At 71.6% G+C, this 24,026-nt stretch carries 18 protein-coding genes and 1 pseudogene; 10 read left to right on the forward strand and 9 right to left on the reverse strand.

The annotated features are described in order from the left end of the window. From ABD331_RS53640 to ABD331_RS53660, 5 genes and pseudogenes are all read left to right on the forward strand, one after another. Nucleotides 1-825: pseudogene (locus ABD331_RS53640) on the forward strand (hypothetical protein); the annotation flags it as partial. A 108-nt stretch (nucleotides 826-933) separates the two neighbouring features. Beyond that, nucleotides 934-2,070 carry a glycosyltransferase gene (locus tag ABD331_RS53645; RefSeq protein ID WP_344494085.1) on the forward strand — a complete coding sequence of 379 codons (1,137 nt, stop codon included), beginning with the start codon at nucleotides 934-936 and terminating at the stop codon, nucleotides 2,068-2,070. 3 nt (nucleotides 2,071-2,073) lie between these two features. Next, nucleotides 2,074-2,775 (forward strand): class I SAM-dependent methyltransferase, encoded by a 702-nt coding sequence (locus ABD331_RS53650; RefSeq protein WP_344494087.1) that lies wholly within the window; start codon nucleotides 2,074-2,076, stop codon nucleotides 2,773-2,775. A 64-nt stretch (nucleotides 2,776-2,839) separates the two neighbouring features. Further along, nucleotides 2,840-3,511, forward strand: a complete 672-nt coding sequence (locus ABD331_RS53655; RefSeq protein WP_344494089.1) for a polysaccharide deacetylase family protein — start codon at nucleotides 2,840-2,842, stop codon at nucleotides 3,509-3,511. A 31-nt stretch (nucleotides 3,512-3,542) separates the two neighbouring features. Beyond that, on the forward strand, nucleotides 3,543-5,111 hold the full coding sequence (locus ABD331_RS53660; RefSeq protein ID WP_344494090.1) for a hypothetical protein: 1,569 nt from the start codon (nucleotides 3,543-3,545) through the stop codon (nucleotides 5,109-5,111). Here the strand turns inward: ABD331_RS53660 and ABD331_RS53665 are convergent. The 6 genes from ABD331_RS53665 to guaA form a co-directional block, all read right to left on the reverse strand. Then, nucleotides 5,108-5,569 carry a response regulator gene (locus tag ABD331_RS53665; protein ID WP_344494092.1) on the reverse strand — a complete coding sequence of 154 codons (462 nt, stop codon included), beginning with the start codon at nucleotides 5,567-5,569 and terminating at the stop codon, nucleotides 5,108-5,110. The genes ABD331_RS53660 and ABD331_RS53665 overlap by 4 nt on opposite strands. Beyond that, nucleotides 5,566-7,155 (reverse strand): sensor histidine kinase, encoded by a 1,590-nt coding sequence (locus ABD331_RS53670; RefSeq protein WP_344494094.1) that lies wholly within the window; start codon nucleotides 7,153-7,155, stop codon nucleotides 5,566-5,568. The genes ABD331_RS53665 and ABD331_RS53670 overlap by 4 nt, the downstream gene beginning before the upstream one ends. Next, nucleotides 7,152-8,330: a PP2C family protein-serine/threonine phosphatase gene (locus ABD331_RS53675; RefSeq protein ID WP_344494096.1), complete on the reverse strand. Its 1,179-nt coding sequence runs from the start codon at nucleotides 8,328-8,330 to the stop codon at nucleotides 7,152-7,154. The genes ABD331_RS53670 and ABD331_RS53675 overlap by 4 nt, the downstream gene beginning before the upstream one ends. A gap of 167 nt (nucleotides 8,331-8,497) precedes the next feature. Further along, nucleotides 8,498-10,372, reverse strand: coding sequence for a hypothetical protein (locus ABD331_RS53680; protein ID WP_344494098.1), 1,875 nt, complete (start codon nucleotides 10,370-10,372; stop codon nucleotides 8,498-8,500). A gap of 91 nt (nucleotides 10,373-10,463) precedes the next feature. Further along, a complete protein-coding gene (locus ABD331_RS53685) occupies nucleotides 10,464-10,706 on the reverse strand; it encodes a hypothetical protein (RefSeq protein WP_344494100.1) in 243 nt (80 codons plus the stop codon). An 88-nt stretch (nucleotides 10,707-10,794) separates the two neighbouring features. Then, complete coding sequence (gene guaA, locus ABD331_RS53690) at nucleotides 10,795-12,342, reverse strand: glutamine-hydrolyzing GMP synthase (RefSeq protein WP_344494102.1); 1,548 nt, start codon at nucleotides 12,340-12,342, stop codon at nucleotides 10,795-10,797. A 96-nt stretch (nucleotides 12,343-12,438) separates the two neighbouring features. Here guaA and ABD331_RS53695 point away from each other — a divergent pair, with 96 nt between their 5' ends. After that, a complete protein-coding gene (locus ABD331_RS53695; protein ID WP_344494104.1) occupies nucleotides 12,439-13,344 on the forward strand; it encodes a hypothetical protein in 906 nt (301 codons plus the stop codon). On the opposite strand, the gene ABD331_RS53700 is transcribed toward ABD331_RS53695, so the two are convergent. Both ABD331_RS53700 and ABD331_RS53705 read right to left on the reverse strand, forming a co-directional pair. Continuing rightward, a complete protein-coding gene (locus tag ABD331_RS53700; RefSeq protein ID WP_344494106.1) occupies nucleotides 13,335-14,156 on the reverse strand; it encodes an SDR family NAD(P)-dependent oxidoreductase in 822 nt (273 codons plus the stop codon). The genes ABD331_RS53695 and ABD331_RS53700 overlap by 10 nt on opposite strands. A gap of 98 nt (nucleotides 14,157-14,254) precedes the next feature. After that, complete coding sequence (locus ABD331_RS53705; RefSeq protein ID WP_344494108.1) at nucleotides 14,255-15,748, reverse strand: DUF885 family protein; 1,494 nt, start codon at nucleotides 15,746-15,748, stop codon at nucleotides 14,255-14,257. Between the two features lie 88 nt (nucleotides 15,749-15,836). Between ABD331_RS53705 and ABD331_RS53710 the strand changes: the two genes are divergently transcribed. Then, nucleotides 15,837-16,577, forward strand: coding sequence for an N-acetyltransferase (locus ABD331_RS53710; RefSeq protein WP_344494110.1), 741 nt, complete (start codon nucleotides 15,837-15,839; stop codon nucleotides 16,575-16,577). 8 nt (nucleotides 16,578-16,585) lie between these two features. Here the strand turns inward: ABD331_RS53710 and ABD331_RS53715 are convergent, their stop codons facing one another. Further along, nucleotides 16,586-18,091: a succinic semialdehyde dehydrogenase gene (locus ABD331_RS53715; RefSeq protein ID WP_344494112.1), complete on the reverse strand. Its 1,506-nt coding sequence runs from the start codon at nucleotides 18,089-18,091 to the stop codon at nucleotides 16,586-16,588. A gap of 73 nt (nucleotides 18,092-18,164) precedes the next feature. Here ABD331_RS53715 and ABD331_RS53720 point away from each other — a divergent pair, with 73 nt between their 5' ends. From ABD331_RS53720 to ABD331_RS53730, 3 genes are all read left to right on the forward strand, one after another. Beyond that, nucleotides 18,165-20,564 carry a protein kinase domain-containing protein gene (locus ABD331_RS53720; RefSeq protein ID WP_344494114.1) on the forward strand — a complete coding sequence of 800 codons (2,400 nt, stop codon included), beginning with the start codon at nucleotides 18,165-18,167 and terminating at the stop codon, nucleotides 20,562-20,564. Between the two features lie 31 nt (nucleotides 20,565-20,595). Next, a complete protein-coding gene (locus ABD331_RS53725; RefSeq protein ID WP_344494116.1) occupies nucleotides 20,596-22,605 on the forward strand; it encodes a beta-propeller domain-containing protein in 2,010 nt (669 codons plus the stop codon). 156 nt (nucleotides 22,606-22,761) lie between these two features. Next, nucleotides 22,762-24,012, forward strand: coding sequence for a S8 family serine peptidase (locus ABD331_RS53730; RefSeq protein ID WP_344494118.1), 1,251 nt, complete (start codon nucleotides 22,762-22,764; stop codon nucleotides 24,010-24,012). Nucleotides 24,013-24,026 lie beyond the last annotated feature (14 nt).

Genomic DNA, 24,026 nt, shown 5'->3' on the forward strand with positions numbered 1-24,026 from the left:
GGAGGCGTGTCGGGGGCAGGAGGCGTGTCGGGGGCAGGAGGCGTGTCGGGGGCAGGAGGCGTGTCGGGGGCAGGAGGCGTGTCGGGGGCAGGAGGCATGTGGGGGGCAGGAGGCGCGTCGGGGGCGGAGGGCGTGTTGGCGGGGGCTGGGGCGGGGCCGGAGCTGGGGACGGCGGTGGCGGGGCTGGGGACTGCGATGGCCGGGGCCGGGGGTGAGGGTTCCGGTGGGGTGTTGGTGCGGGTTGTGTTGCCGTACCTGGTGCTGGGGATAGGGGCGCTGCTGGTGTGGCGGCGCGGGTCCGTGCTGACGGTGGTGGCGGTGCTGGCCGGTTACGCGCTGCCCAGCTCCGTCCGGGACGTGGCCGCGCACGTGACGCCGCAGGCGGAGCGGCGGGAGCGGCTGATACCGGAGGGGGCGCTGGAGGCGGGGAGGTGGTTGCGGACCCATTCGGAGCCCGGTGACGTGGTGGCGACCGATCTGCACTGCCGTTATGCCTGGTGGCAGGTGTGCGACAGCCGGCACTTCTGGGTGTCAGGGTTCAGCGAGCGGCGGGTGCTGGTGGAGGGGTGGGCGTACGCGGAGAGCACGTTGTCGCGGGCCAGGCCGTTCGTGCGGTCGTATCTGGCGGTGCCGTTCGCGGATCGGGCGCGGCTGGCGGCGAACGACGTGGTGTTCGTGGCGCCGACGGCGGAGAACGTCCGCGCGCTTGCCTGGAAATATGGGGCTAAGTGGCTTTTCACCGACAATAATTCGGTGGTGGGGAAATATGCGCGGTTGAGGTTCAGGAATGGGAGCACTTCCGTTTATCGGCTTCCTGAAAGGTAAAGATCAGGCCGGTTGTTGGAAGGAGGCGGGAAAAGCCGCACGCGCCCCGCTGGACTCCCCCAGCACCATTTCCGTGGACCCACGGCCACGACCAGATCAGGGGAGCCTATGGACACGCGTGCCGCCATGGAGCCGAGCCCCCGCGTCCTGGACTCCGCGGCCCGCCCGGCCAGCGTCGACATCGTCATCCCCGTGCTCAACGAGGAGCGCGCGCTGCCCGGCTGCGTCCGCACGCTGGCCAGGTTCCTCGACGCCGGGTTCCCGCTGCCGTGGCGGATCACGATCGTGGACAACGGCAGCACCGACGCCACCTGGCCGGTCGCCACCGCGCTGGCCGGGGAGTTCGCGCAGGTGCACGCCAGGCGGCTGGACGTCAGGGGCCGGGGCGCGGCGCTGCGGGCGGCCTGGCTGGACAGCCCGGCGGACGTGGTGGCGTACATGGACGTCGATCTGTCCACCGATCTGGGCGCGCTGTTCCCGCTGGTCGCGTCGGTGGCCAGCGGTCACAGCGAGCTGGCCGTCGGCACCCGGCTGGCGCCCGGCGCGCGCACGCGCCGCTCGGTGCGCCGCGAGGTGGTGTCGCGCGGCTACAACGCCCTGCTCAGGCACGGTTTCGGGGTCAGGTTCAGCGACGCTCAGTGCGGGTTCAAGGCCGCCAGGACGGACGCGGTCAGGCCCCTGGTACGCAGGATCCGCGACGACTCCTGGTTCTTCGACACCGAGTTGCTGCTGCTGGCCGAGCACAACGGGCTGCGGGTGCACGAGGTCCCTGTCGACTGGATCGAGGACGGCGACTCGCGCGTCAAGGTGATCAGGACGGCCGTCGACGATCTGCGGGGCCTGGCCAGGATCGCCTGGTCGATGGCGACGGGCCGGGCGCGGGTGCAGGTGCGCAGGGCGGAGCCGGCGCCCGTGCATCCGGACGCGGTTCTCACGCGGCCGATATTCGATATTTCGGTATTCATCGGGCTGATTCCCGGAATTCTGCATGTGCTGGCTTTTGTCCCGTTACGGGAAATGTGGTCGCCGGTGCCGGCGAATCTCGGCGCGCTCGTCCTGGCCGGGCTCGTCAAGGTGACGGCCGCCCGCCGGCCGGCCTTCCGCACCGCGGCCCGATTCGCCGTTCTTTCCGCCCTGACCACCGCGGCCGTCCTGTGTGTGCCCGCCGCGGACGCGGTCGCCGTCGCGGCCACGTACTGCCTGCTCGCCCTGCTCCGCTGGGTCTTCTCCCGAACGAGGAACTGATCGATGCAAACCACTGAGATCCGCAGCCTGATCGCGCTCGAGGACACCCACTGGTGGTACCGCGAGCGCCGCGCCATCCTGCGCAGGGAGCTGCGCGGGCTGGGCCGTCCCGGGCGGGCCCTGGACGTCGGCGCGGCGGGCGGCGGCAACACCAGGGTGCTGATCGAGGCGGGCTGGGACGCGACCGCGACCGACCAGTGCGAGACCGCGGTGGAGACGGCCAGGAAACGAGGGCTCAAGGCGGTGCGGGCGGACGCGCGGGCGCTGCCGTTCGAGACGTCGAGCGTGAGCCTGGTGACCGCGTTCGACGTCCTGGAGCACATCCGCGAGGACCACCTGGTCACCGAGGAGATCGCCCGGGTGCTGGCACCCGGCGGGCACGCGCTGATCGCGGTGCCGTGCGACATGTCGCTGTGGTCGCCGCACGACGACGCCGTCGGCCACGTGCGCCGCTACGGCCGCGACTCGCTCACGGTCGTCGTCGAGAAGGCCGGGCTGACCATCGACCGCATCTGGAGCTGGAACGTCCTCCTGCGCCCCCTCGTGGCCCGCCACCGCCGCCGCTCCACCGGCGGCAGCGACCTGCGCAGGACGCCCTTCCTGATGAACGCGGGGCTGTCGGCGGTCGTCTGCGCCGAGCGTTACCTGCCGGTCAAGTCACTGAAGGGTGTGACTCTGTTCCTGCGGGCCAGGCTCAACAGGTGAAGGTGCCCAGACCGAGACATCACCACAAGCATGGGCGGGCGGGGTTGCCTCTAGGCTTTGCTGTGTGGTGATTCATGCCCTTCTCGCGGCTTCGCTAGCCTTCACTGCCCTGCCCGCCCAGGCCGCCGCCGTCGACTGCGCCCGGGTCAAATGCCTGGCGCTGACCTTCGACGACGGGCCGGGCAAGCACACCCCGGCGCTGCTCAAGGCGCTGTCCAAGGCGGGCGCCAAGGCCACGTTCTTCCTCGTGGGCAAGCGGGTGGAGGAGCGCCCAGAGGTGGCCCGGCAGATCGTCGCGCGCGGGCACGCGATCGGCAACCACACCTACTCGCACGCCTCGCTGCCCGCCCACTCCGACAACGAGATCCTTGACGAGCTCAAGGTCACGCAGGAAGTGATCGAGGACGTCACGGGGCGCCGCCCGACGATGTTCCGCCCCCCGTACGGGCACACCGACGAGCGCGTGCTCGCGCTGGCGGCGCAGACCGAGCTGGCGCAGATCCTGTGGACGGACACCACCCTCGACTGGAGCCTGCGCGACACCAAGAAGATCAAGGCGACCGTGCTGAAGTCGGCCAGGCGCGACGGCGTGATCCTCATGCACGACGTGGTCCCGCAGACGGTGCAGGTCATGCCGGAGATCCTCAAGGAGCTCAAGAAGCGCGGCTACCACCTCGTCACGGTGCCCACGATGCTGCGCGGCAAGGGACCGACGCCAGGGGAGAGCTACTTCTGACGAGTTCCCCCCTCAGTTCGGGAATGGAACCATGGGGAGAGACACCAGGCGCAGGCCCTGGGTCGCGCTGGCGACCTTCCTGATCGTCCAGGCCGTGCTCGGGTGCTGGTGGGCGGCCTTCTACCCCGGCCTGTTCAGCCGCGACTCCGTGCTCTACCTCAGCCACACCGTCGTCGGCCCCTGGGTGAGCGATCATTCGGTGGTCTACGACGCGCTGCTGTGGCTGAGCTTCACCAAGACCGGTGATCTGGGCGCCGTCACCTTCGCGCAGACCACGGCCATGGCGGGCGCGCTGACGTACCTGGCGCAGTCGCTCAAGGCGATGGGCGCGCCGCGGCTGCTGACGACCGTGGTGGTCGTGCTGATGCCGCTGGCGCCGCCCGTGGGCGCGTTCACGGTGACGTTGTGGAAGGACGTGCCGTTCACGATCTGCGCCGTGGCCGTCGCCGGCCTGTGCGCGCGGATCGCCGCCAGGCGCGCCGTCGGCATGCCCGCGCTGCTCGGGCTGGCGCTGCTGTTCGTGGCGCTCGGGCTGTTCCGCGCCAACGGCTTCCTCATCGCGGGCGTGGCCGTGCTGGCGCTGGTGGTGATCGTCCCGGCCGTGCGGCTGCGGCTGCTGCTCGCCGGCACGCTCGCCGCCGCCCTGCCGCTCGTGCTGTCGAACGTGGTGTTCCCACAGGCGGGCATCGTGGCGCCGTCGAAGACGTACGTCTACCACACCGCGTACGGGGACATCGCGGTCGCCTACCGGCAGCGGCCCGACCTGTTCACCCCGCGCGACATCAGCCTCATGGGCGCGGTGGCGCCGATCAGGCGGTGGTGGGAGGGCGGCACCTGCTCCACGATCAACCCGCTGATCTGGCGCGACGACTTCAGCTGGCAGCAAGCCGACCTGCACACCACCGAGCTGCTCGAACTGTGGCGGCGGCTGCTGGTGACCGAGCCGCGGCTGGTGGTGGACGCGCGGCTGTGCCGGGGGGCGATCGCGTGGCGGCCGGTGCAGGACGAGCAGGTGACCGGCGGGATGACGTACCGGTTCTCGCGGCGGCCGAACGCCGACACGTACGTGGGGCCGTACAAGGTGGCGGACTTCCCCGGGCGGTGGGTGTACTCGCTGCGGCCGCTGTCCATGGAGCTCAACCAGGTCGCCGACCCGTGGCTGACCGGCGCGCTGATGCCCGAGTGGGACTGGGTGCTGTGGCGGGGGGCCTCGTGGGCGTACCTGTCGTACCTGGCGGTGGGGCTGGCGGCGTGGGCGCTGCGCAACCGGTACGTGGTGGGGGTGGCGGCGGTGGTGGCCGGGCAGCAGCTCGCCGTGCTGGCCAACATCTCGGCGCAGGACTTCCGGTACATGGCCACGCCGATCTTCGTGGGGGCCCTGCTGGTGCCGCTGTTCCTGGGCAGCCTGGCGCGGCTGTCGGCACGGGCCGGGTTGCGTCTCAGGCGAGGGCTCAGGCCTCTTGGGCAGCGTCTCGGACGGCGGTTGCGCCGCCGACCGGCCGCTCCCGCGCCGGTGGACGACGAGCCGGAGCCGCTCGTCGCCTCGCGAGCCGAGCCCCTCGACCCCGAGCCGGGACGACCCGCGGACGGGCAGGCCTAGAGGCCTTCGTTCCCGCCGTACGCCCGCCCCGGCAGCCGCACCACCGTGACGAAGAACTCGTCGATCTGCCGGATGACGGCCATGAAGCGGTCGAGGTCGACGGGCTTGCTCACGTAGGCGTTCGCGAACAGCTCGTAGCTGCGCATGATGTCCTCCTCGGCCGAGGAGGTGGTGAGCACGACGACGGGGATGGAGCGCAGCTCGGGGTCGCCCTTGAGCCGCTCCAGCACCTGGCGGCCGTCGTACTTGGGCAGGTTGAGGTCGAGCAGGATGAGGTCGGGGCGGGGCGCGCCGGCGTGGTCGCCACGCCGGTAGACGAAGTCGAGCGCCTCCAGCCCGTCCCTGACGACGTGCAGGTTGTTGCGGATCTTGTTGTCCTCGAACGCCTCACGCGTGATGAGCTCGTCACCGGGATCGTCCTCGACGAGGAGGACTTCGATGGGTTGCCCGCTCGTCATGCGGTGCTTCCTTCGTGTTCGGTGCCGGAGCCGGCCGGCACAGTGGAGGCGGGCAGGGTGAAGCAGAGCCGGGCGCCGCCGGTGTAGCCGGTGTCCAGCCAGATCCTGCCGCCGTGGTTCTCGACGATCTTCTTGCACATCGCCAGGCCGATGCCGGTGCCGCTGTACTGCTCGCGGCTGTGCAGGCGCTGGAAGATGACGAAGATCTTATCGGCGAACTCGGGCTCCACACCTATCCCGTTGTCGGCCACGGAGAACTCCCAGCCGTCCGCGTCGGGCTCGCATCCGATGCGGATCAGCGGCGCGCGCGCCGGGTCGTGGAACTTGATGGCGTTGCTGACGAGGTTCTGCCAGAGCAGGCGCAGCATGGTGGAGTCGCCGACGACCGTGGGCAGCTTGCCGGGCCGCTCGAACGTCGCGCCGGCCTCCTCGATGGGGGCCGACAGGTCGTCGATCACCTTGTCGAGCGTCTCCCCCAGCTCGACGGGCTCGCGGTCGTCGTAGACCCTGCCGACGCGGGAGAACCTCAGCAGGTCGTTGATGAGCACCTGCATCCGGGTGGCGCCGTCCACGGCGAAGCGGATGTACTGCTTGCCGCGCTCGTCCAGCACCTCCCCGTACCGCTTCTCCAGGAGCTGGCAGAAGGTGGCGACCTTGCGCAGCGGCTCCTGGAGGTCGTGCGAGGCGACGTAGGCGAACTGCTCCAGCTCGGCGTTCGACCGCCGCAGCTCGACGGCCTGCGCGTCGAGGTCGGCGGCCTGCTCGCGCAACTGCACCTGCTGCCGGTGCGAGTCGCCGAGCGCCTGGAGGATCCGGACGCGCATCAGGTCCACGTCCACGGCGACCTCGCGGATGTCCGCGGGCCCCTTGGCGGGGATGGCGCGCTCGAACTCGCCGGCCGCGACCTGGCGGGAGGCCGTGCGGAGCTGGTCGAGCGGCCGGACGACCGCGTTGCGCAGCAGGACCGCCATGCCCCCCATGGCCAGCGGGAACAGCACCAGCATGGCCAGGAACGCCCAGTTGCGCAGTTGCTCGGCCCGCGACAGCTCGGCCCGCGAGCTCTCCCGGAGCTGCGCGAGGCGGCTGTTCTGTCGTTCGAGCAGCGCCCTGATCTCGTCGAACGCCTGCTTGCCCGCCTCCACCCTGGCGGCGGGGACGGTGCCGTCGTCGCGCTTCTCCGCGGTCATCGGCTCGGCGTAGTCGCGCCGCCAGGCGGCGGCCTTGTCGCTGATGGCGTTCAGCTCGCGGAGCAGATCGGGCCGGTCACCGATGTGCGCGGCGACCTGCGCGCGGCTGTGCTGCTCCGCGGCCAGGCCCTGGGCGTACGGCTGGAGGAACTCCTCGCGACCGGCCAGCAGGAACCCCCTGACCCCGGTCTCCTGGTCGATCAGCGCCTTCTGCATCTGGGACGCCTCGATCGCGGCCGGCGAGATGCGCTGGGTGAGCTGCTCGGACAGGCTGCTCGTACGGTCGATCATGACGGTCCCCGTGATCGCGCAGACCGCGGTCAGCACGGTGAGGGTGCCGATCATCACCAGGAACCAGCCGTGCACGGTCAGGCGACGCAGCCGGGACGCGTCGGTCATCCGCGGTCTCTCCATCGCAGGTGCACCACGGCGAGGTCGTCGGCGGGGGCGTCGGGCGCGGTGACCTCCTCGACGTCGGCGATCAGCGCGTCGAGGAAGCCCTCACCGTCGAGGTGGGAGTGCCGCCGGGCCAGCTCCAGCAGCCCCTCCTCGCCGAGCCAGCGCGGCGGCGCGCCGGGCAGGCGGCGCTCGAACAGGCCGTCGGTGTAGAGCGTCAGGCCGCCGCCGCTGGGCAGCTCCAGCACGTCCTCGTGCCACTCGGCCTCCACCGGCAGGCCGAGGGCGAGGCTGGGCGCCGGCTCGGCCAGGCTCACCGTGTCGCCGTCGTGCAGCAGCATGCCGGGGTGGCCGGCCCGCCAGATCCGCACCGTGTGCTGGTCGGACTCCAGGATGAGCGTGGACATGGTGACGAAGATGTCGGACCCGGCCCGCTCGGCCTCCAGGATGCGTTCGAGCCTGCGCAGCAGGGTCGCGCCGGTCAGGCCGCTGAGCACCAGCGCCCGCCAGGCGATGCGCAGGCAGACGCCGAGCGCCGCCTCGTCGGGGCCGTGCCCGCACACGTCGCCGATGACGACGTGCACGCCCTTGTCGTCGGACTCGACGACGTCGAAGAAGTCGCCGCCGAGCGTGGCGGAGCCCCTGCTGGGACGGTAGCGCGAGGCCACCTCTATCGGCATGCTCTGCAGCAGCGGCGTGGGCAGCAGGCCACGCTCCAGCCGCTCGTTCTCCTTGGCCCGCACGCGTTCGGCGTGCAGCGCCACGGCGGCCTGCTCGGCCTGCTTGCGCTGCATCGCGTACCGCAGCGTCCTGCCCAGCCATTCGGCCTCCACCCGGCCCTTGACCAGGTAGTCCTGCGCGCCCGCCGAGACCGCCGCCAGGCCCGCCTGCTCCTCGGCCAGGCCGGTGAGCACCACGACGGCCGCGTCGCCCGCCTCCTCGATCACGGCCGACAGGGCCGAGAACTCATACGCGTCGGGCAGGCCGAGGTCGAGCAGCACACATTGGGGCCGCAACCGGACCAGCGCCTGCCGGGCCTCGTCCACGGAGCGCGCCCACTCAAGACGCACCGAGAGGCCGCTGTCCTCCAGCAGCTCCTCGACGATCAGCGCGTCCTGCGGATCGTCCTCGACGAGCAACACCAGCGGCTGCCTGCCGTATTCGCTCGCATGAGACATGCAGGCTTCGCCACTCCTTCCGAACCGCGGGTCACGGGCACAACCTTGCCAACCGCGGTCCGCGTTGGCCCAGGAGATGCCTCCCTTCCCATAATTATCGCGGGTATTCATACAAGTTTTCGTGAGCGGTGGCACGGGCGGGGCGGCCTGCGCCGCCCCGCTCTCGCTCATCGGGGCTGGTAGCAGCAGCGCGCCCCCGTGCGGACGGTGGCGCGCAGCTCCTCGCCGATCGTCGGATCGACCGCCGCGACCCGGTCCACGGCCCGCCAGATGGCCTTGCCGACGGCGATCCTGGCCCGCTCCTCGGTGCCCGCGAACGGCCGCGCCCGCCCGCCGATGCCGGTGGCCGCGGCCAGCTCGGCCAGCAGCCACTCCCGTTCCATCCGCAGCGTGGCGGCGCGTTCGAGGTCGTTCATCGACTCCAGCTCGTCGATCTCGCTGTCGAGCCGCGCCAGCCGCTCCTTGTACGTCCGCCTGGCCACCTCGTCGAGCACCGGCTGCTCCGAGCCGGCCGCGCTCTTCACGGTCTCCGCCCCGGCGGCCAGGTCGATGGCGGGGATCTCCTGGCCCGGGTTGGCCATCAGCGTCGCCAGGTAGCCCATGCCCACGCTGTGGCCGACGAGGGCGCTGCGCCCGTCCAGCTCCAGCAGCCAGTGCAGGCCGCGCCGCCGGCAGCGGCAGACGCCCCCGGTCTCGTCGGGCCGGGTGACCGCCTTCGGCAGCACCATGCCGAGCTCCGCCGCCTCGCGCGCCACGTTCGGCCCCTCGTCGCCCGAGCCGCCCTTGAGCGCGAGCGCCTGCCCGAGCCGGTGCCGGGACAGCACGGTGGCGGGCCAGTGGTGCAGCGCCAGGTTCTGCCGTACGGCGGCGCGCAGGTGCTCGACGGCCCTGTCCGCTTCGCCGAGTGTGAGCGAGGCGACGCCCAGTGGGTGGTGCGCGGAGCCCAGGCAGGTAACGCCGTGGCCGGCGATGACCGGTAACTCGGCGAACGGGGCCAGCGCGTCGTGGACGTACGCGGCGGTCTCGGTGTCGCGCAGCAGGTGCGCGGCCTCGGCCATGAAGTACATGGACGTCATCCAGGTGCTCGACCTCGGCAGGCCGGCGCCGCGCAGCCGGGCCAGCAGCCCCTCGGCCGTGCGGCGGTCGCCCGCTTCGGCCGCCGCCGCGGCCAGGCTCGCCAGGTAGGAGTTGTCCAGGGCGCTGAGGGTGGGCGAGTGCACCATCTCCGACAGCGCGGGCACCAACTCGGCGCCGCGCCCCTGGAGCCAGCGGATGGCGACGAGCTGCCAGCCGTACCAGCCGGTGGCGTCGACGTCGCCGGTCGCGTCGCCCAGCTCCGCGCAGACGGCGGCCAGCGTCTCCGCCTCCTCGAACTTGCCCGCGCGGATGCTCAGCATCACCTTGATCGCGCTGACCACGAACCCGATGGCCCGGTGCTCCTTGGCGGCCAGCATGCTCTGCAGCTCCTCAAGGCTGCGCTCGGCCTTCGGCGCGGCCTCCAGGAACAGATCGACGGTACGCAGGAGCAGCCCCATGAGCGCGTCGCCCCTGCGCCCGGTGAGCCCGGCCTGGCCGATCAGCTCCTGAGACAGCCCGATCCGGCGGGCTCCGTGCTCCGGCCCCAGCAGGCAGTTGTGCGCCAGGCTGAGCGTCTCCGCCAGCGCCACCGGGTCCCCGGCCTCGCGCGCCCTGTCCAGCAGCCGGAGTATGGCGTCGTGCGTCCCCGCGCGGTAGTCCTCCTCCGCGGCCTTCCTGGCCCGCAGCCGCAGGGCCAGCGGGGTGCGGGGATCCAGCAGCCGCAGGGCGTGGCACTGGCGGGTGCGTACCCGTTCCCAGTCCGCGCAGGTCCGGTGTTCGTGCACCCACACGCCGCTCAGCCCGAGAGCGGCGCGGGCCAGTTGTTCAGGATCGCCGCTCAGCTCGGCGTCCTGGTAGGCGGCGTCGAACCAGTAGCGGGCTGCCCGCAGGTCGCCGTCCACGGACAGGGCGCGTTCGCCCGCCAGGATGGCGAAAGTGATGTTGCCGCGCGGGATTCGGTGCATTTCTCGTGTCGCGCCCACGTTGTGCTGTCCCCTTCGGCTAGACCGAACGGCCCCGAGACTCTTGAGACGGCACACCGGCTTTTGATACAGATCACGGCGCGGGAATGTGGCCGGGGGCGCGCGACAGGGTGGTGCGCAGCGGGTTCCTGGACTCCTCCCGCGACATAGTGGTCTCCTCGCTCGCCACGTGCGCGAGCTTGATCGCCACGTGCGCGAGCTTGATCGTCACGTGCGCGAGCTTGATCGTCACGTGCGCGAGCTTGATCGTCACGTGCGCGAGCTTGATCGTCACGTGCGCGAGCTTGATCGTCACGTGCGCGAGCTTGATCGTCACGGTGACGAGCCACCCCGTGGGGGCCTCGGCGGCCGGGCCGTCGTCGGGCCCGGCGGTCGCCTGACGACGGGTGCGGCGGGTGGGGGCCTTACTCCCACTCGATGGTGCCCGGAGGCTTGCTGGTCACGTCGACCACCACCCGGTTGATCTCGCGCACCTCGTTGGTGATGCGGGTCGAGATGCGGGACAGCACGTCGTACGGCACCCGCGCCCAGTCGGCCGTCATCGCGTCTTCCGACGTGACCGGCCGCAGCACCACCGGATGCCCGTACGTACGCCCGTCGCCCTGCACCCCCACCGACCTGACGTCGGCCAGCAGCACGACCGGGCACTGCCAGATCTGCCGGTCGAGCCCGGCCCTGGACAGCTCCTCGCGGGCGATGGCGTCGGCCTCGCGCAGGATGGCCAGCCGGTCGCGGGTGACCGCGCCGACGATGCGGATGCCCAGGCCGGGGCCGGGGAACGGCTGGCGCCACACCATCGCGGCGGGCAGGCCGAGCTCCTCGCCGGCCCGGCGCACCTCGTCCTTGAACAGCGCCCGCAGCGGCTCGACCAGGGTGAACTCCAGGTCTTCCGGCAGGCCGCCGACGTTGTGATGCGACTTGATGTTGGCGGTGCCGGTGCCGCCGCCCGACTCGACCACGTCGGGGTAGAGCGTGCCCTGGACCAGGAACTCCACCGGGCCGTCGGCCATGATGGCGCGCTGCTCGTCCTCGAAGACGCGGATGAACTCGCGGCCGATGATCTTGCGCTTCTCCTCCGGGTCCGTGACGCCCTCCAGGGCCTTCAGGAACCGCTCGGAGGCGTCGACCACGCGCAGCTTGACGCCCGTGGCGGCCACGAAGTCGCGCTCGACCTGCTCGGCCTCGCCCTTGCGCAGCAGCCCGTGATCGACGAAGACGCAGGTGAGGCGGTCGCCGATGGCGCGCTGGACGATCGCGGCGGCCACCGCCGAGTCGACGCCGCCCGACAGCGCGCAGATGGCCCGGCCCTCGCCGACCTGGCGGCGCACGGCCTCCACGGAGTCCTCGACGATGTTGAGCATGGTCCACGAGGGGCGGCAGCCGGCCGCCTCCAGGAAGTGCTTGAGCACCGCCTGGCCGTGCTCGCTGTGCAGCACCTCGGGGTGGAACTGCACGCCGTACAGGCCGCGCTCGACGCTCTCGAACGCGGCGACCGGCGTCTCGCGCGTCGAGGCGGTCACCCTGAAGCCCTCGGGGGCCGCCGCCACGCTGTCGCCGTGCGACATCCAGACGGTCTGGCTGGCGGGCAGGCCGGCGAAGATGACGCCCTCGTCGAGCACCTCCATCGAGGTGCCGCCGTACTCGGCGACGCCGGTGCGGGCCACCTCGCCGCCCAGCGCCTGCGCCATGGCCTGGAAGCCGTAGCAGATGCCGAACGTGGGCACGCCCGTGGAGAACAGCCCGTGCGGCACCGGCGGGGCGCCCTCGGCGTAGACCGAGGAGGGGCCGCCGGACAGGATGATCGCCTTCGGGTTCTTCGCCATCATCTCCTCGACCGGCATGGTCGAGGGCACGATCTCGGAGTAGACGTGGCACTCGCGCACCCGCCTGGCGATGAGCTGCGCGTACTGTGCGCCGAAGTCGACCACCAGCACTGTGTCGAATTCAGACACCGTGAGAACCCCCCAAAGGCGAATGCGGTGCCCACAGTGTATCGGCCTTGGCACTTACACCTGGCCTGGCACGGGCCAACGTGCTAACACAGAACAATGGATCTTGTCTGGCCGGCGGCGGCGTGGGCCCTCTGGGTCGCCGCGCTCGCAGCCGCCTTCAAGTGGTCCAACCGGAACGACCCCGGGCAGGGCGCCGAGCAGCCCGCGCCCGCCCCCGTGACCGACCTCTTACGCGGCACGCGGGCTCAGGAGGTGTTCCACAGCACGCTGGTCGAGCTGGGCCGGCACGGCTGGGCGGCGGTCGAGGGCGACCGCCTGTCGCTGAGACCCCCGCCGGATGAGCCGCTGCCCGCCTACGAGCGGTGGGTCGTGCAGCGGGTACGCGCCGGCGTCGGGAGCGCGTCCGAGGTGGCGGTGATCGACCTGATGCCGCCGGCGTCCGAGCTGGACCGGGCGTTCGTCCCCCTCGTCCGCAGGCACGCCATCGAGCTGGGCCTGGCGCGGCGGCGCTGGCCGAGCATGCTGGTGCCGGTGCTGCTCGCGGCCGGGCTCGTCGTCCCCTGGTGGGTCACGGTCGCGGCGGCCGGGGTGTCCTGGCCGGGGATCATCGCCACGGCGGTGTCGTTCGTGGCGGGGATCGGGCTGCTCATGGGCGGCCGGGGGTTCCTGCTGACGGCGCGTGGCCGGGAGGTGGCCGACGCGGGCCCGGCCGGGGCCGCCCAGGAGTGGATCTTCACGGGCAGCGGCTGGCGCAGCGGCGAGATCGAGCCCGCCAGGCCGCTCCCGCAGCGCAGGGAGGTCGCCGGGCACGTCGTCAAGCGGTGGGCGGACACCGAGCACTACTACATCGCCCTGCACGACGGCAGCTCGCGCAAGGCCACGGCGTTCGAGGTGGAGCGGGGCCTGTATCAGGACGTGCTGCCGGGCGACGCCGTGAAGGTGCTGGTCAGGCCGCGCAGCGGCACGGTTGTCCGGGTGCTCACTCACGACCGTCACTGGTAGACGGGCAGGCTTCCGGTGAGCAGGGCCTCCGTCTGCTCGCGCAGCCGGGTGGCGTACCTGGCGTCGGTCAGCAGCAGGAACCGCTCCTCCCTGATGCCGGTCACCACCAGGTCGGCCACCTCGGACGGCTCGATCCCGCGCTCGGCCGCCCGGCTGATCGTCTCCCGCGACGCCACCTCGTCCGGGGTGGGGGCGGTGGCCGGGCCGGGCGGCCTGACCCGGTCGGACTCGCCGATGCGGGTCCTGACCGCCCCCGGGCAGAGCGCGCTGACCCGCAGCTTGGAGCCGGTGGCGGCGAGGTCCTCGGCCAGCGCCAGGGACGCGGCCAGCGAGGCGTACTTCGTCACCGAGTACCCGCCCGACCCCGGCGAGGCGAACAGGCCCGCGACGGAGACGGTGTTGACGACGTGCCCCTCGGTGTCCTGCTCGATCATGCGCGGCACGAACTCGTGGATGCCGTGCAGCACGCCCCACAGGTTCACGCCGAGCAGCCAGGAGAAGTCCTCCTCGTCGCGGGTCCACATGTGGCCGCCCTGGTAGACGCCCGCGTTGTTGCACAGCACGTGGACGGCTCCGAGCTCGCCGAAGCAGCGGTTGGCCAGGTGACGCACGGCCCAGGCATCCGACACGTCGGTGATCTGCGTGAGCACCTCGGCGTCGCCGGCCAGCGCGGCCGTCCGCGCGAGCCCGCCGTGGTCGACGTCGGCGAGCATCAACCTCATCCCCTCGGCCGCGAACCGGAGGGCCAGCGCCCGTCCGATGCCGCTTGCCGCACCTGTCACCACCGCGACCTTGCCGGAGAGCTCGCGCACGGACAAACCTCCCTAGCGACCCGACGCCACAGACGTTCCCCCGATCACCCCGACCCCGACGCTACAGACGTTCCCCCGATCACCACCCGGAACGCTCGTCAGAGCGTGGCGTCGATCAGGCCCAGGGGCGGCGCGCCGAGGGTGAGCAGCTCCTTGTGGAAGCGCTGCACGGTGAACCCGGCGCCCCACTGGGCGCGGGCCCGCTCGCGCAGGTCCATAATGAGCAGCTTGCCCCAGGTGTAGCGGCCGTACGTCGGGTCGAACGAGGCCCGCTGCGCCTCCGACAGCGCCGCAGGGCCCGCCAGGTGCGTGTCCGACTCGAACCGCCTGGCGCCCTCCTCGACCGTCATCTGGCCGGTGTGCACGCCGATCGCGCAGGCCAGCCTGGTGACGCGGATCAGCGCCTCCACCCAGACGCCGATCTCGAAGCGCGGGTCGCCGGCCTCGAAGCCCTCCTCGACGCACAACTCCTCGGCGTAGTGCGCCCAGCCCTCGATGAACGCCACCGACTGCAGCACCCTGCGCACGTCGGACGGCGCCCGCCGCAGCGCCCTGGCGTGCGAGAAGTGCCCGGGAGCGACCTCGTGCACGTTGATCGCGGGCAGCGTCGTGGCGCTGAACACCTCCAGCCACTCCTCCTGGTCCTGTCGCGGCCAGGAGGTGTCGGGCGGCGTGATGTGGTACCAGGACGGGCCCTCGGGCTCGCCCGGCGCGTTCCACGCCATCATGGCCATCGCCCAGCGGCGCGACTCCGGCGCCAGGCCCACCAGGCACTCACCGTCGTGGTAGGGCACCAGGTCCTTCTCGCGGGTGAACGCGATCGCCTTCTCCGTGCCGACCCGCGCGGCCTCGATCACGCCCTCCGGGTCGGGGTGGTCCTTGACCAGCTCGCGTACGACGTCGAGCGGCGCCCGGTCCTTCTCCCCCAGCTTGGCGCAGGACTCGGCGAGCAGCGCCATCAGCCGGTCGCGCTCGGCGTCGGCCCGCTCGGCCAGCTCGCCGAGATCGACGGGCAGGCCCTCGGCGGTGCCCATCAGCTTCGCCAGCGCCTCGCCGCCGAGCGACGCGTCCTGGTCGCCCTCGGCCGCGGCCCGCTCCAGGTGATCGACGAGCCTGGCGTGGGCCCGCAGCGCGGCCTCGTCCGTGATGCCGGCGGCCAGCCCCTTCGCGGCCCCGAGCAGGGACTTCGCGACGGGCGCCGGCACTTGGTCGAGTGCGGTCAGCGACTGCTCCACAGCCTCGGGCCAGAGCGCGAGGTGGGCCGCCTTGGCCGCGGCGCGCTCCTCCTCGGGGCCGTAGTCGCGGTCGTAGGTGGCCAGTTCGAGGTTGGAGAGGTGGATCAGCGGGTTCTTCCTGTGCAGCTCCAGCTCGCCGAACTGGGTGCGCAGACTCTCCTCGAACACCTGAAGGTGCCGGGCGTCGTGCGCGTCCTCGGGCGCGGGCCCCTGGCCGAGCCGGGACAGCCCGGCCCGTACGCCGTCAAGCGACAGGTCCTGGATCTGACCGTCGTACTCGTGCCTGCCGCTGCCCTCGCGCGCCTCGGCCACCATCAGGTCCGTGATGGCTCGTAGCCTGGCGTCAAGTTCTGTCATGCCGCCGACGGTACTGCACTGTCTTTGGGATCTTAAGTACCAATAAACGAGACGCGGAACGGACGTGCCGCCGGGCAAGATGTCCGCCATGGCCATCCGCATCACCACTCTTGCCGAACGCCCGGAATTCGCCGCGACGCTCTGGGACATGGACAACACCTGGCACGAGTTCATGCTGCAGGACCCGGTCGCCGACCTGTACTACGCGCTGGTCAAGACCGCCTACCCGGACCACGTGCTGGTGGCCGACGACGACGCGGAGCCGGGGCGGCTGGTGGCGCGGGGCTACATGACCCCGTTCGTGTCGGACGGGGGCGAACTGCCCGACAACGGCTGGGACGGCGTGATCCGGTCCGGCTGGCTGGCCCGCGAGCGCGGCCTGCCCACCGACGCCGTCTCCGCCCTGGAGATCACCGTCCGCCGCGACCTGCTGGGCAAGGGGCTGTCCGCGGTGATGCTGGCCGCGCTGCGCGGCCAGGCCGCCCGGCTGGGCCACCGCGAGCTGGTCGCCCCCGTCCGTCCCAACCTCAAGCACCTCGAACCGCACACCCCCATGGCGGAGTACGCGTTCAGGACGCGCGCCGACGGCCTGCCCCACGACGCCTGGCTCCGCGTGCACGTGCGGGCGGGCGGGAAGATCGTCAAGGTGGCGCCGCGCTCGATGGTGGTGGCGGGCACGGCGGCGGAGTGGCGCCAGTGGACCGGGCTGCCCTTCGACCGGTCGGGGGCGGTGGAGGTGCCGGGCGCGCTCGCCCCCGTGCACTGCGACCTCGTCCACGACCACGCCGTCTACGTGGAGCCCAACGTCTGGGTCAGCCACCCGGTCTGACCCGGCCGCTACTTGAGCCGGGCCCGCCGCATCACCTTCAGCGTCGTCGCCAGCAGCCCCGCCCACCGCTCGTACGGCATCCCGGACGGCGGCTCGAACCCCAGCCACCCCGCCTGCGAGGCCACCGTCTTGGCGTCGGTGTAGCGCAGCAGCCCCTCGACCCCGTGCCGGCGGCCGAGCCCGGACGCCTTCATCCCGCCCATGGGCGCGTCGTAGGACGCGTACGCCGAGGCGTACCCCTCGTTGATGTTGACCGTCCCCGCGCGGACCCCGGCGGCCAGGCGGCGGGCGCGGGGCGGACTGGAGGTCCAGATGGAGGCGTTGAGGCCGTAGACGGTGTCGTTGGCCAGCGCGACCGCCTCGTCCTCGGTGGAGAACGGGTAGAGCGCGACGACCGGCCCGAACGTCTCGGCGCGGCACAGCTCCATGTCCTCGCCGACGCCGGTGAGCACGGTCGGCTCGTAGAACAGGGGGCCGAGGTCGGGTCTGGCCCGGCCGCCGGTCAGCACGGTGGCGCCCTTGGCGACGGCGTCGTCCACGTGGGCGCTGACCGTGTCGAGCGGGCGGCGGGAGGTGAGCGGCCCCATCTGCACCGACCAGTCGTGCCCTGCGCCGAGCTTGAGCGCCTGGACCGCGCGGACGAAGCGCTCGGTGAAGGCGTCGAAGACGGACGCGTGCACGTACAGGCGCTCGATCGACAGGCAGAGCTGCCCGGCGTTGGTGAAGCAGGCGCGGACGGCGCCCTGCGCGGCCACGTCGAGGTCGGCGTCGTCGAGGACGATCATCGGGTTCTTGCCGCCGAGCTCCAGCGAGCAGCCGATGAGCCGCTTGGCCGCCTCCTCGGCGACCTTCCTGCCGCCCCGGGTGGAGCCGGTGAAGACGACGTAGTCGGCGTGGTCGAGCAGCGCGTCGCCGACGTCGGCTGGCTCGCCGAGGACGACCTGCCAGATCTCGCGCGGCATGCCCAGCTCCACCAGCAGGTCAATGGTCCACAGCGCGGACAGGGCGGTCTGGGTGTCGGGCTTGTGCACGATCGCGTTGCCGGCCAGCAGCGCGGGCACCGCGTCGGTGACGCCCAGGGCGAGCGGGTAGTTCCACGGGCTGATGAGGGCGACCACGCCCTTGGGCCGGCGCAGCTCCGTCACGCGGGTGGCGGCGGGGAAGATGCCCTTGCGGGGGCGCGGCGCGAGCAGGCGGGGCGCGCGGCGGGCGTAGTGGAGGCTGCAGCCCGCGACGTCGAGCACCTCCTCGAAGGCGTGCTTGCGGGCCTTGCCCGTTTCGTTCTGGACGAGGTCGAGGATCTCGTCCCTGCGGTCGAGGATGGCGTCGTGCAGGAGGAGGAAGGGTCTGGCCCGCTCCGCGGGCGATCTGGCCGCCCATTCCGCCTGGGCCGCCCTGGCTCTCCCGTACGCGGCGCGAATGTCCTCCGCGTCGGAAATGGGCAGCTCAGCGAGGGTTTCTCCGGTGAAGGGAGCGATGACGCACTGTGTCCTACCGCTGGACGTGACCTGCATTCCCGAAGCATATTCCGGGGCGCTACCGGCGGGTAGTTTTTGCGGATGCCCGGCATAGGGCCAGAATCCCCTCATGGCATCCTTCGCTCCGCTCCGCACCGGAGACCCACAGCGGCTGGGGGGCCTCGAGCTCGTCGGCCGCCTCGGCGAGGGCGGTCAAGGCGTCGTTTACCTGGCCAAGGACCACGCGAGCCAGAGCGTGGCCGTCAAGTGGCTGCGGCCCGACCTGTCGGGCGACCAGGTGAGCGTGGAGCGGTTCCTGCGCGAGGTCCAGGTGGCCCAGCAGGTCGCGCCCTTCTGCACCGCCGCCGTCCTGGGCACCGGGGTCGAGCAGGACAGGCCGTACATCGTCAGCGAGTTCATCGAGGGCCCCTCCTTACAGCGGGTCGTGCAGGAGGAGGGGCCGCGCACCGGCTCCGTCCTGCACCGGCTGGCCATCGGCACCGCCACGGCGCTGGCCGCCATCCACCAGGCCGGCATCGTGCACCGCGACTTCAAGCCGGCCAACGTCATCATCGGCGCCGACGGGCCGCGGGTCATCGACTTCGGCATCGCCCGCGCGCTCAACGCCACCTCCACGATCAGCAGCATGGTCGTGGGCACGCCGTCGTACATGCCGCCCGAGCAGATCATGGGGCACACCGTCGGGCCGGCCGCCGACATGTTCTCGTGGGCCAGCGCCATGGTCTTCGCCGCCTCTGGGCGGGCGCCGTTCGGCAGCGACACGATGCCCGCGGTGATCAACCGCGTGCTCAACCAGCAGCCCGACCTGGGCGCGCTCGGCGAGGGGCCGCTGCGTGACGTGGTCGTGGCGTGCCTGGCCAAGGACCCGGCGCAGCGGCCCACGGCCGAGCAGGTGATCATGCTCCTGCTGCAGCAGCCCGCGCCCAACCCCGGCATGCTGGCGCAGGGCGCCGCCGAGGCCGCGCCGGGGCAGGCCCACCCGCCCTCGGGCCAGCCGTACGCCTCCCAGGCAGGCTCGCCGTCCGGCCAGTCGTTCGGCTCCCCGGCAGGCTCACCCTCCGGCCCGCCTTCCGGCCCTCCCTTCGGCTCGCCGGCCGGCCCTCCTTCTGGCCCTCCATTCGGCTCCCCTGCCGGGCCGCCTTCCGGGCCGCCCTTCGGCTCCCCGGGCGGGCCTTCCGGCCAGCCGTTCGGCTCTCCCACCGGGCCGCCGTTCGCGTCGCCCTCCGGCGCTCCCTCGGGGCCGATGTCCGGCAACGTCCCGTACGCGACCGGCGCCCAGTTCCCCCACGGCCAGCAGGCGGGGTGGCAGCAGCAGCCGACGCAGCCGCCGTACGGACAGCAGGGCATGTACACGCACGCGCCGCCGCGCAAGAGCGGCAGGGCCCCGCTGATCGCGGGCATCACGGTAGCGGTGGCGCTGCTCCTGCTCGCCGGCGTGATCGTGATCATCCAGCTCGACAAGTCCGCCTCCACCACGGTGGCGATCGGCACCAGCACGCCGAAGCCCGGGCGATCGCGCACCGGGACGGCGGAGCCGGGGCGGTCGGGCACGTCCGAGAGCGCCGGGCCGACGCGGACGGCGCAGGCGGCCGTGCCGGCGACCGGCACCAAGAGGACGCTCCCCGGCGGCAAGATCTCCCTGTACGAGAACCCCGCCGACGCCATCGTCCTGACCTCCTACGAGGTCTACGACAAGAAGAAGGACGACTGGATCGACTACGCCAGGAACTCGCTGCGCGGCACGTTCACCAAACTCCCCGGCAACTGGGAGTCGATGGTCTCCCCCGACGGCAAGCTCCTGGCCAGCAGAGGCAGGGAGTACAGCTCCGACGACTTCGACTTCATCGTCATCCGCGACCGCGCCACCGGCCAGGACACCACGATCAAGACTGTCAAGAAGCCGCAGATCAGCAGCATCAGGTCCTGGTCGAAGGACGGCTCGAAGATCCTGCTGAACATCGAGAAGAAGAGCGGCAGCAAGTGGCTCTACCTCGGCTTCGTCATCGTGGACGTGGCCGCGAAGACGGCCGACGTGGTGAGCGTGGACGACACCTCGATCCGCGGCACCGCCTTCGGCTTCGACGGCGACGACGAGGGCGTCGTCAACGTCTACGGCAAGGAGACCGACCGCAACCTGCGCTTCTTCGACACCGAGGGCGAGGCCACCCGCTCGCTGACCGGCATCGGCACGCTCTCCGCCGGCACGCAGGACATCTTCTCGCCGTCGGGCGAGACGTTCGTCACGAACTGCCCGAACGGCGGCGACGGCGACCACTGCGTCTGGGACACCGCGACGGGCAAGCAGGTCGAGAAGTTCACCTCCGACTGCGACAAGGTGCTCGGCTTCTACGACGAGACCCACCTGTACTGCTGGGAGCAGCAGAACGGCGTCAACGACGAGATCCAGGTGCTCGACTTCGAGGGCAAGCTGCTGCGCAAGATGCTGGAAGTGCCCGACGACCTGAACTTCAGCCCGGTCTTCACCATCAACCCATCCAAAGGCTCCTGAACCATCCCGCTCGCGCAGCCGTGATGAGGGCATGAAGACGTTGATCCGCACGGCCGTGACCGCCGCGGCGCTCGCGACGGTCACAGCCGCCTGCACCTCTTCGACGGGAGGCGCCTCCGCTCCGCCCCCGAAGGCGACGTCGCTCGGCGCCATCCGCCTGGTGGCCTACAGCAGTTGCGACGACGCCCTGTCCGGGCTGCGGGAGAAGGCCGCCGCGAACGTCACCGCGTACGGCTTCGGCGGCGTCGTGCCGCTGGCGGTCGCGGAGGACTCCGCGGCCACGTCCAAGGCCAGGGTGGCGGCGACGCCGGAGCACTCCACCACGAACGTGCACGAGGCCGGCGTGGACGAGCCCGACCTGGTCAAGACCGACGGCAACCGGGTCATCACGGTCGCGGACGGCACCCTGCGGATCATCGACACGGCCACCAGGAAGGTCACCGCGTCGCTCAAGCTGACCGAGGGCGAGGGCGGCCCCGGCGTCCCGGCGGACCTGCTGGTGGCGGGTGACCGCGCGCTGGTGCTGATGCGGGGCGGCGACATCATGTACAAGGCACGGTCGATCATGCCGCCGGGCGACACCCGGTACGTCGTGGTGGACCTGGCGGGCGAGCCGAAGGTGCTGAGCACGATCAGGGCGCAGGGCTCGTACGTGGACGCCAGGATGGTCGGCTCCACGGTCCGGCTCGTCACCCGCAGCCAGCCCGAGATCGCCTTCCCCGAGCCGAAGCAGAACGCCACGGAGGCCGACCTGCTCAAGGCGAACCGGGAGGCGGTCAGGAGCGCGCCGGTGGACTCGTGGCTGCCGAAGATCGAGATCACGGACGCGTCCGGCACGGTCACGAAGAGCTCGGTGAAGTGCGAGCGGGTCAGTCACCCCGCCGACTACACCGGCACCTCGATGCTGACCGTGCACACCGTCGACCTGGCGCAGGGCGTCACGGCGGCGGGCACCGACCCGATCAGCCTGGCGGCCGACGGCGACGTGGTGTACGGCACGGGGCAGAGCCTGTACGTGGCCAGCAACCCGCGCTGGTGGTTCCCGGTGGTGCGCCCGATGCCCATCGTGGACGACGCCCCTGCGGACGCGGTCGCCCCCGCGGTCGAGCCCACCCCGGACGACCCGGCGGTGTCCGCCTCGGCCGACCCCACCGTGAAGCCCACCTCCGAGGCCCCCGCTCCCGCCGAGCCGACGCCCACCATCCCGCCGGAGGAGACGGAGGTGCACCGGTTCGACATCACCCACCCCGGCGCCCCCGCGTACGTGGCCTCGGGCAAGGTCGGGGGCCGTCTGCTGAACCAGTACTCGATGTCGGAGTACGACGGCCACCTCCGCATCGCCACCACGCAGGACTCCGGCGACGAGAAGACCAGCTCCAGCACCGTCCACGTGCTCAGGGCCGACACCCTGGCGCGGGTCGGCGAGGTCGGCGGCCTGGGCAAGGGCGAGCGCATCTATTCGGTCAGGTTCATCGGCCCGATCGGCTACTGCGTGACGTTCCGCCAGGTGGACCCGCTCTACACGCTGGACCTGCGGGATCCGGCCGCGCCCAAGGTGACGGGCGAGCTGAAGATCACCGGCTACTCGGCGTACCTGCACCCCGGCAGCGAGGGCAGGCTGATCGGCATCGGCCAGGAGGCCAGCGAGCAGGGCAGGACGCTGGGCACGCAGGTGTCGCTGTTCGACGTCAGCGATCCGGCCGCGCCGCGCCGCCTGTCGCAGCTCTTCCAGAAGGACTCGGGCTCAGGGGCGGAGTGGAACCCGCACGCGTTCCTGTACTGGCCGAAGACCGGCCTGTCGGTGATCCCGCTGAACAAGGTGAACGAGTCGGGCGCGCTGGTGCTGCAGATCTCCGACGCGGGGGTGAAGGAGCTGGGCATGATCAAGCATCCGACCCAGCGCCAGGAGGGTTACAGCTACCAGCCCGGCATCGAGCGCTCGATGGTGATCGGCGACTCGTTGTGGACGGTCTCGTACGAGGGCGTCCAGGTCAACGACCTGACGACGCTGTCCTCACAAGCCTGGATCCCGCTCCGTTAAGCAACCAGAGGGTGCCGGTTCGTAGCGAACCGGCACCTTTTTTTATGGACTTATCCCGACAAATGGTGAAAGCTTTGCTTACACCCCACTGTCGGACCGGTCGGTTCGTGTCATAACCGGGCGGCCGGTCCCAGATCGGAAAGGGACCACGCTGCCATGCGACCACGCACCCCCCTGCTCGCATTGCTCGCCGGCGCCATGGCGTTACTCGCCGCCCCCCTGCCCGTCTCCGCCACGACCGCCGCAGCCGACGGCACCTACATCGTCCAGCTCAACCCGGCCATGCGCGCACCGCGCGGCGCCGCCCAGAGCCAGGTGGACGATCTCGGCGGCCAGCTCATCGGCGTCTACGAGCACGCGTTCAAGGGCTACACCGCCCGCCTGAGCGCGACCGCCGCCGAACAGCTCAAGAACAACCCGAACGTCGTCAGCGTGGAGCCCGACGCCGAGGTGCACGCCTTCGTCCAGACCGTGCCCACGGGCGTCCGGCGCATCTTCGGCCCCAGCAACCCGAACCTCGACATCGACGGCACCGACGACGTGCGCATCAACGCGGACGTCGCCGTGGTCGACAGCGGTGTCGACAACACCCATCCCGACCTGAACGTGGTCGCCAGGGCCAACTGCCTGACCGGCGTCTGCGTCAACAACTCGGGCACCGACGACAACGGCCACGGCTCGCACGTCGCGGGCACCGTCGGCGCCCTCGACAACACCATCGGCCCGGTGGGCGTCGCGCCCGGCGCCCGCATCCACGGCGTCAAGGTGCTGAACGCGGCCGGCTCCGGCAGCCTGGCCGGCATCGCCGCCGGCATCAACTGGGTGGTGGCGCGCGCCTCCACCATCGAGGTCATCAACCTGAGCCTCGGCTGCAGCGGCTGCTCCAGCAGCGCGATCAGCACGGCGATCACGAACGCGGTCAACGCCGGCATCGTGGTCGTGGTGGCCGCGGGCAACAGCCACGCGAACACCTCCTCGTTCTTCCCCGCCAACCACCCCGACGTGGTGACCGTGTCCGCGCTGACCGACAACGACGGTCTGCCCGGCGGCGCCGGGGGCAGCACGCTGTCGTGCCGCAGCGAGACCGACCTGGACGACACCTCGGCGTTCTACTCCAACTTCGGCTCGACCGTGGAGATCACGGCGCCCGGCACCTGCATCTACTCGACCTACCGGGCCGGCGGGTACGCCACGATCAGCGGCACCTCGATGGCCAGCCCGCACGTGGCGGGCGCGGCGGCGCTGCTCACCTCGGGCACCCACAAGCCGACCAACCGGGCGGGCTCGCTGGCCGTCCGTAGCACGCTGATCTCGACCGGCAACCTGAACTGGACCGACGACTCGGGCGACGGCGTCAAGGAGCCGCTGCTCGACGTGCACGACGCCACGCGGTACCCGCCGGCGTAGAACCATCCTGGACG

It is taken from the genome of Nonomuraea monospora (assembly GCF_039531895.1).
GTDB classification, from domain to species: domain Bacteria; phylum Actinomycetota; class Actinomycetes; order Streptosporangiales; family Streptosporangiaceae; genus Nonomuraea; species Nonomuraea monospora.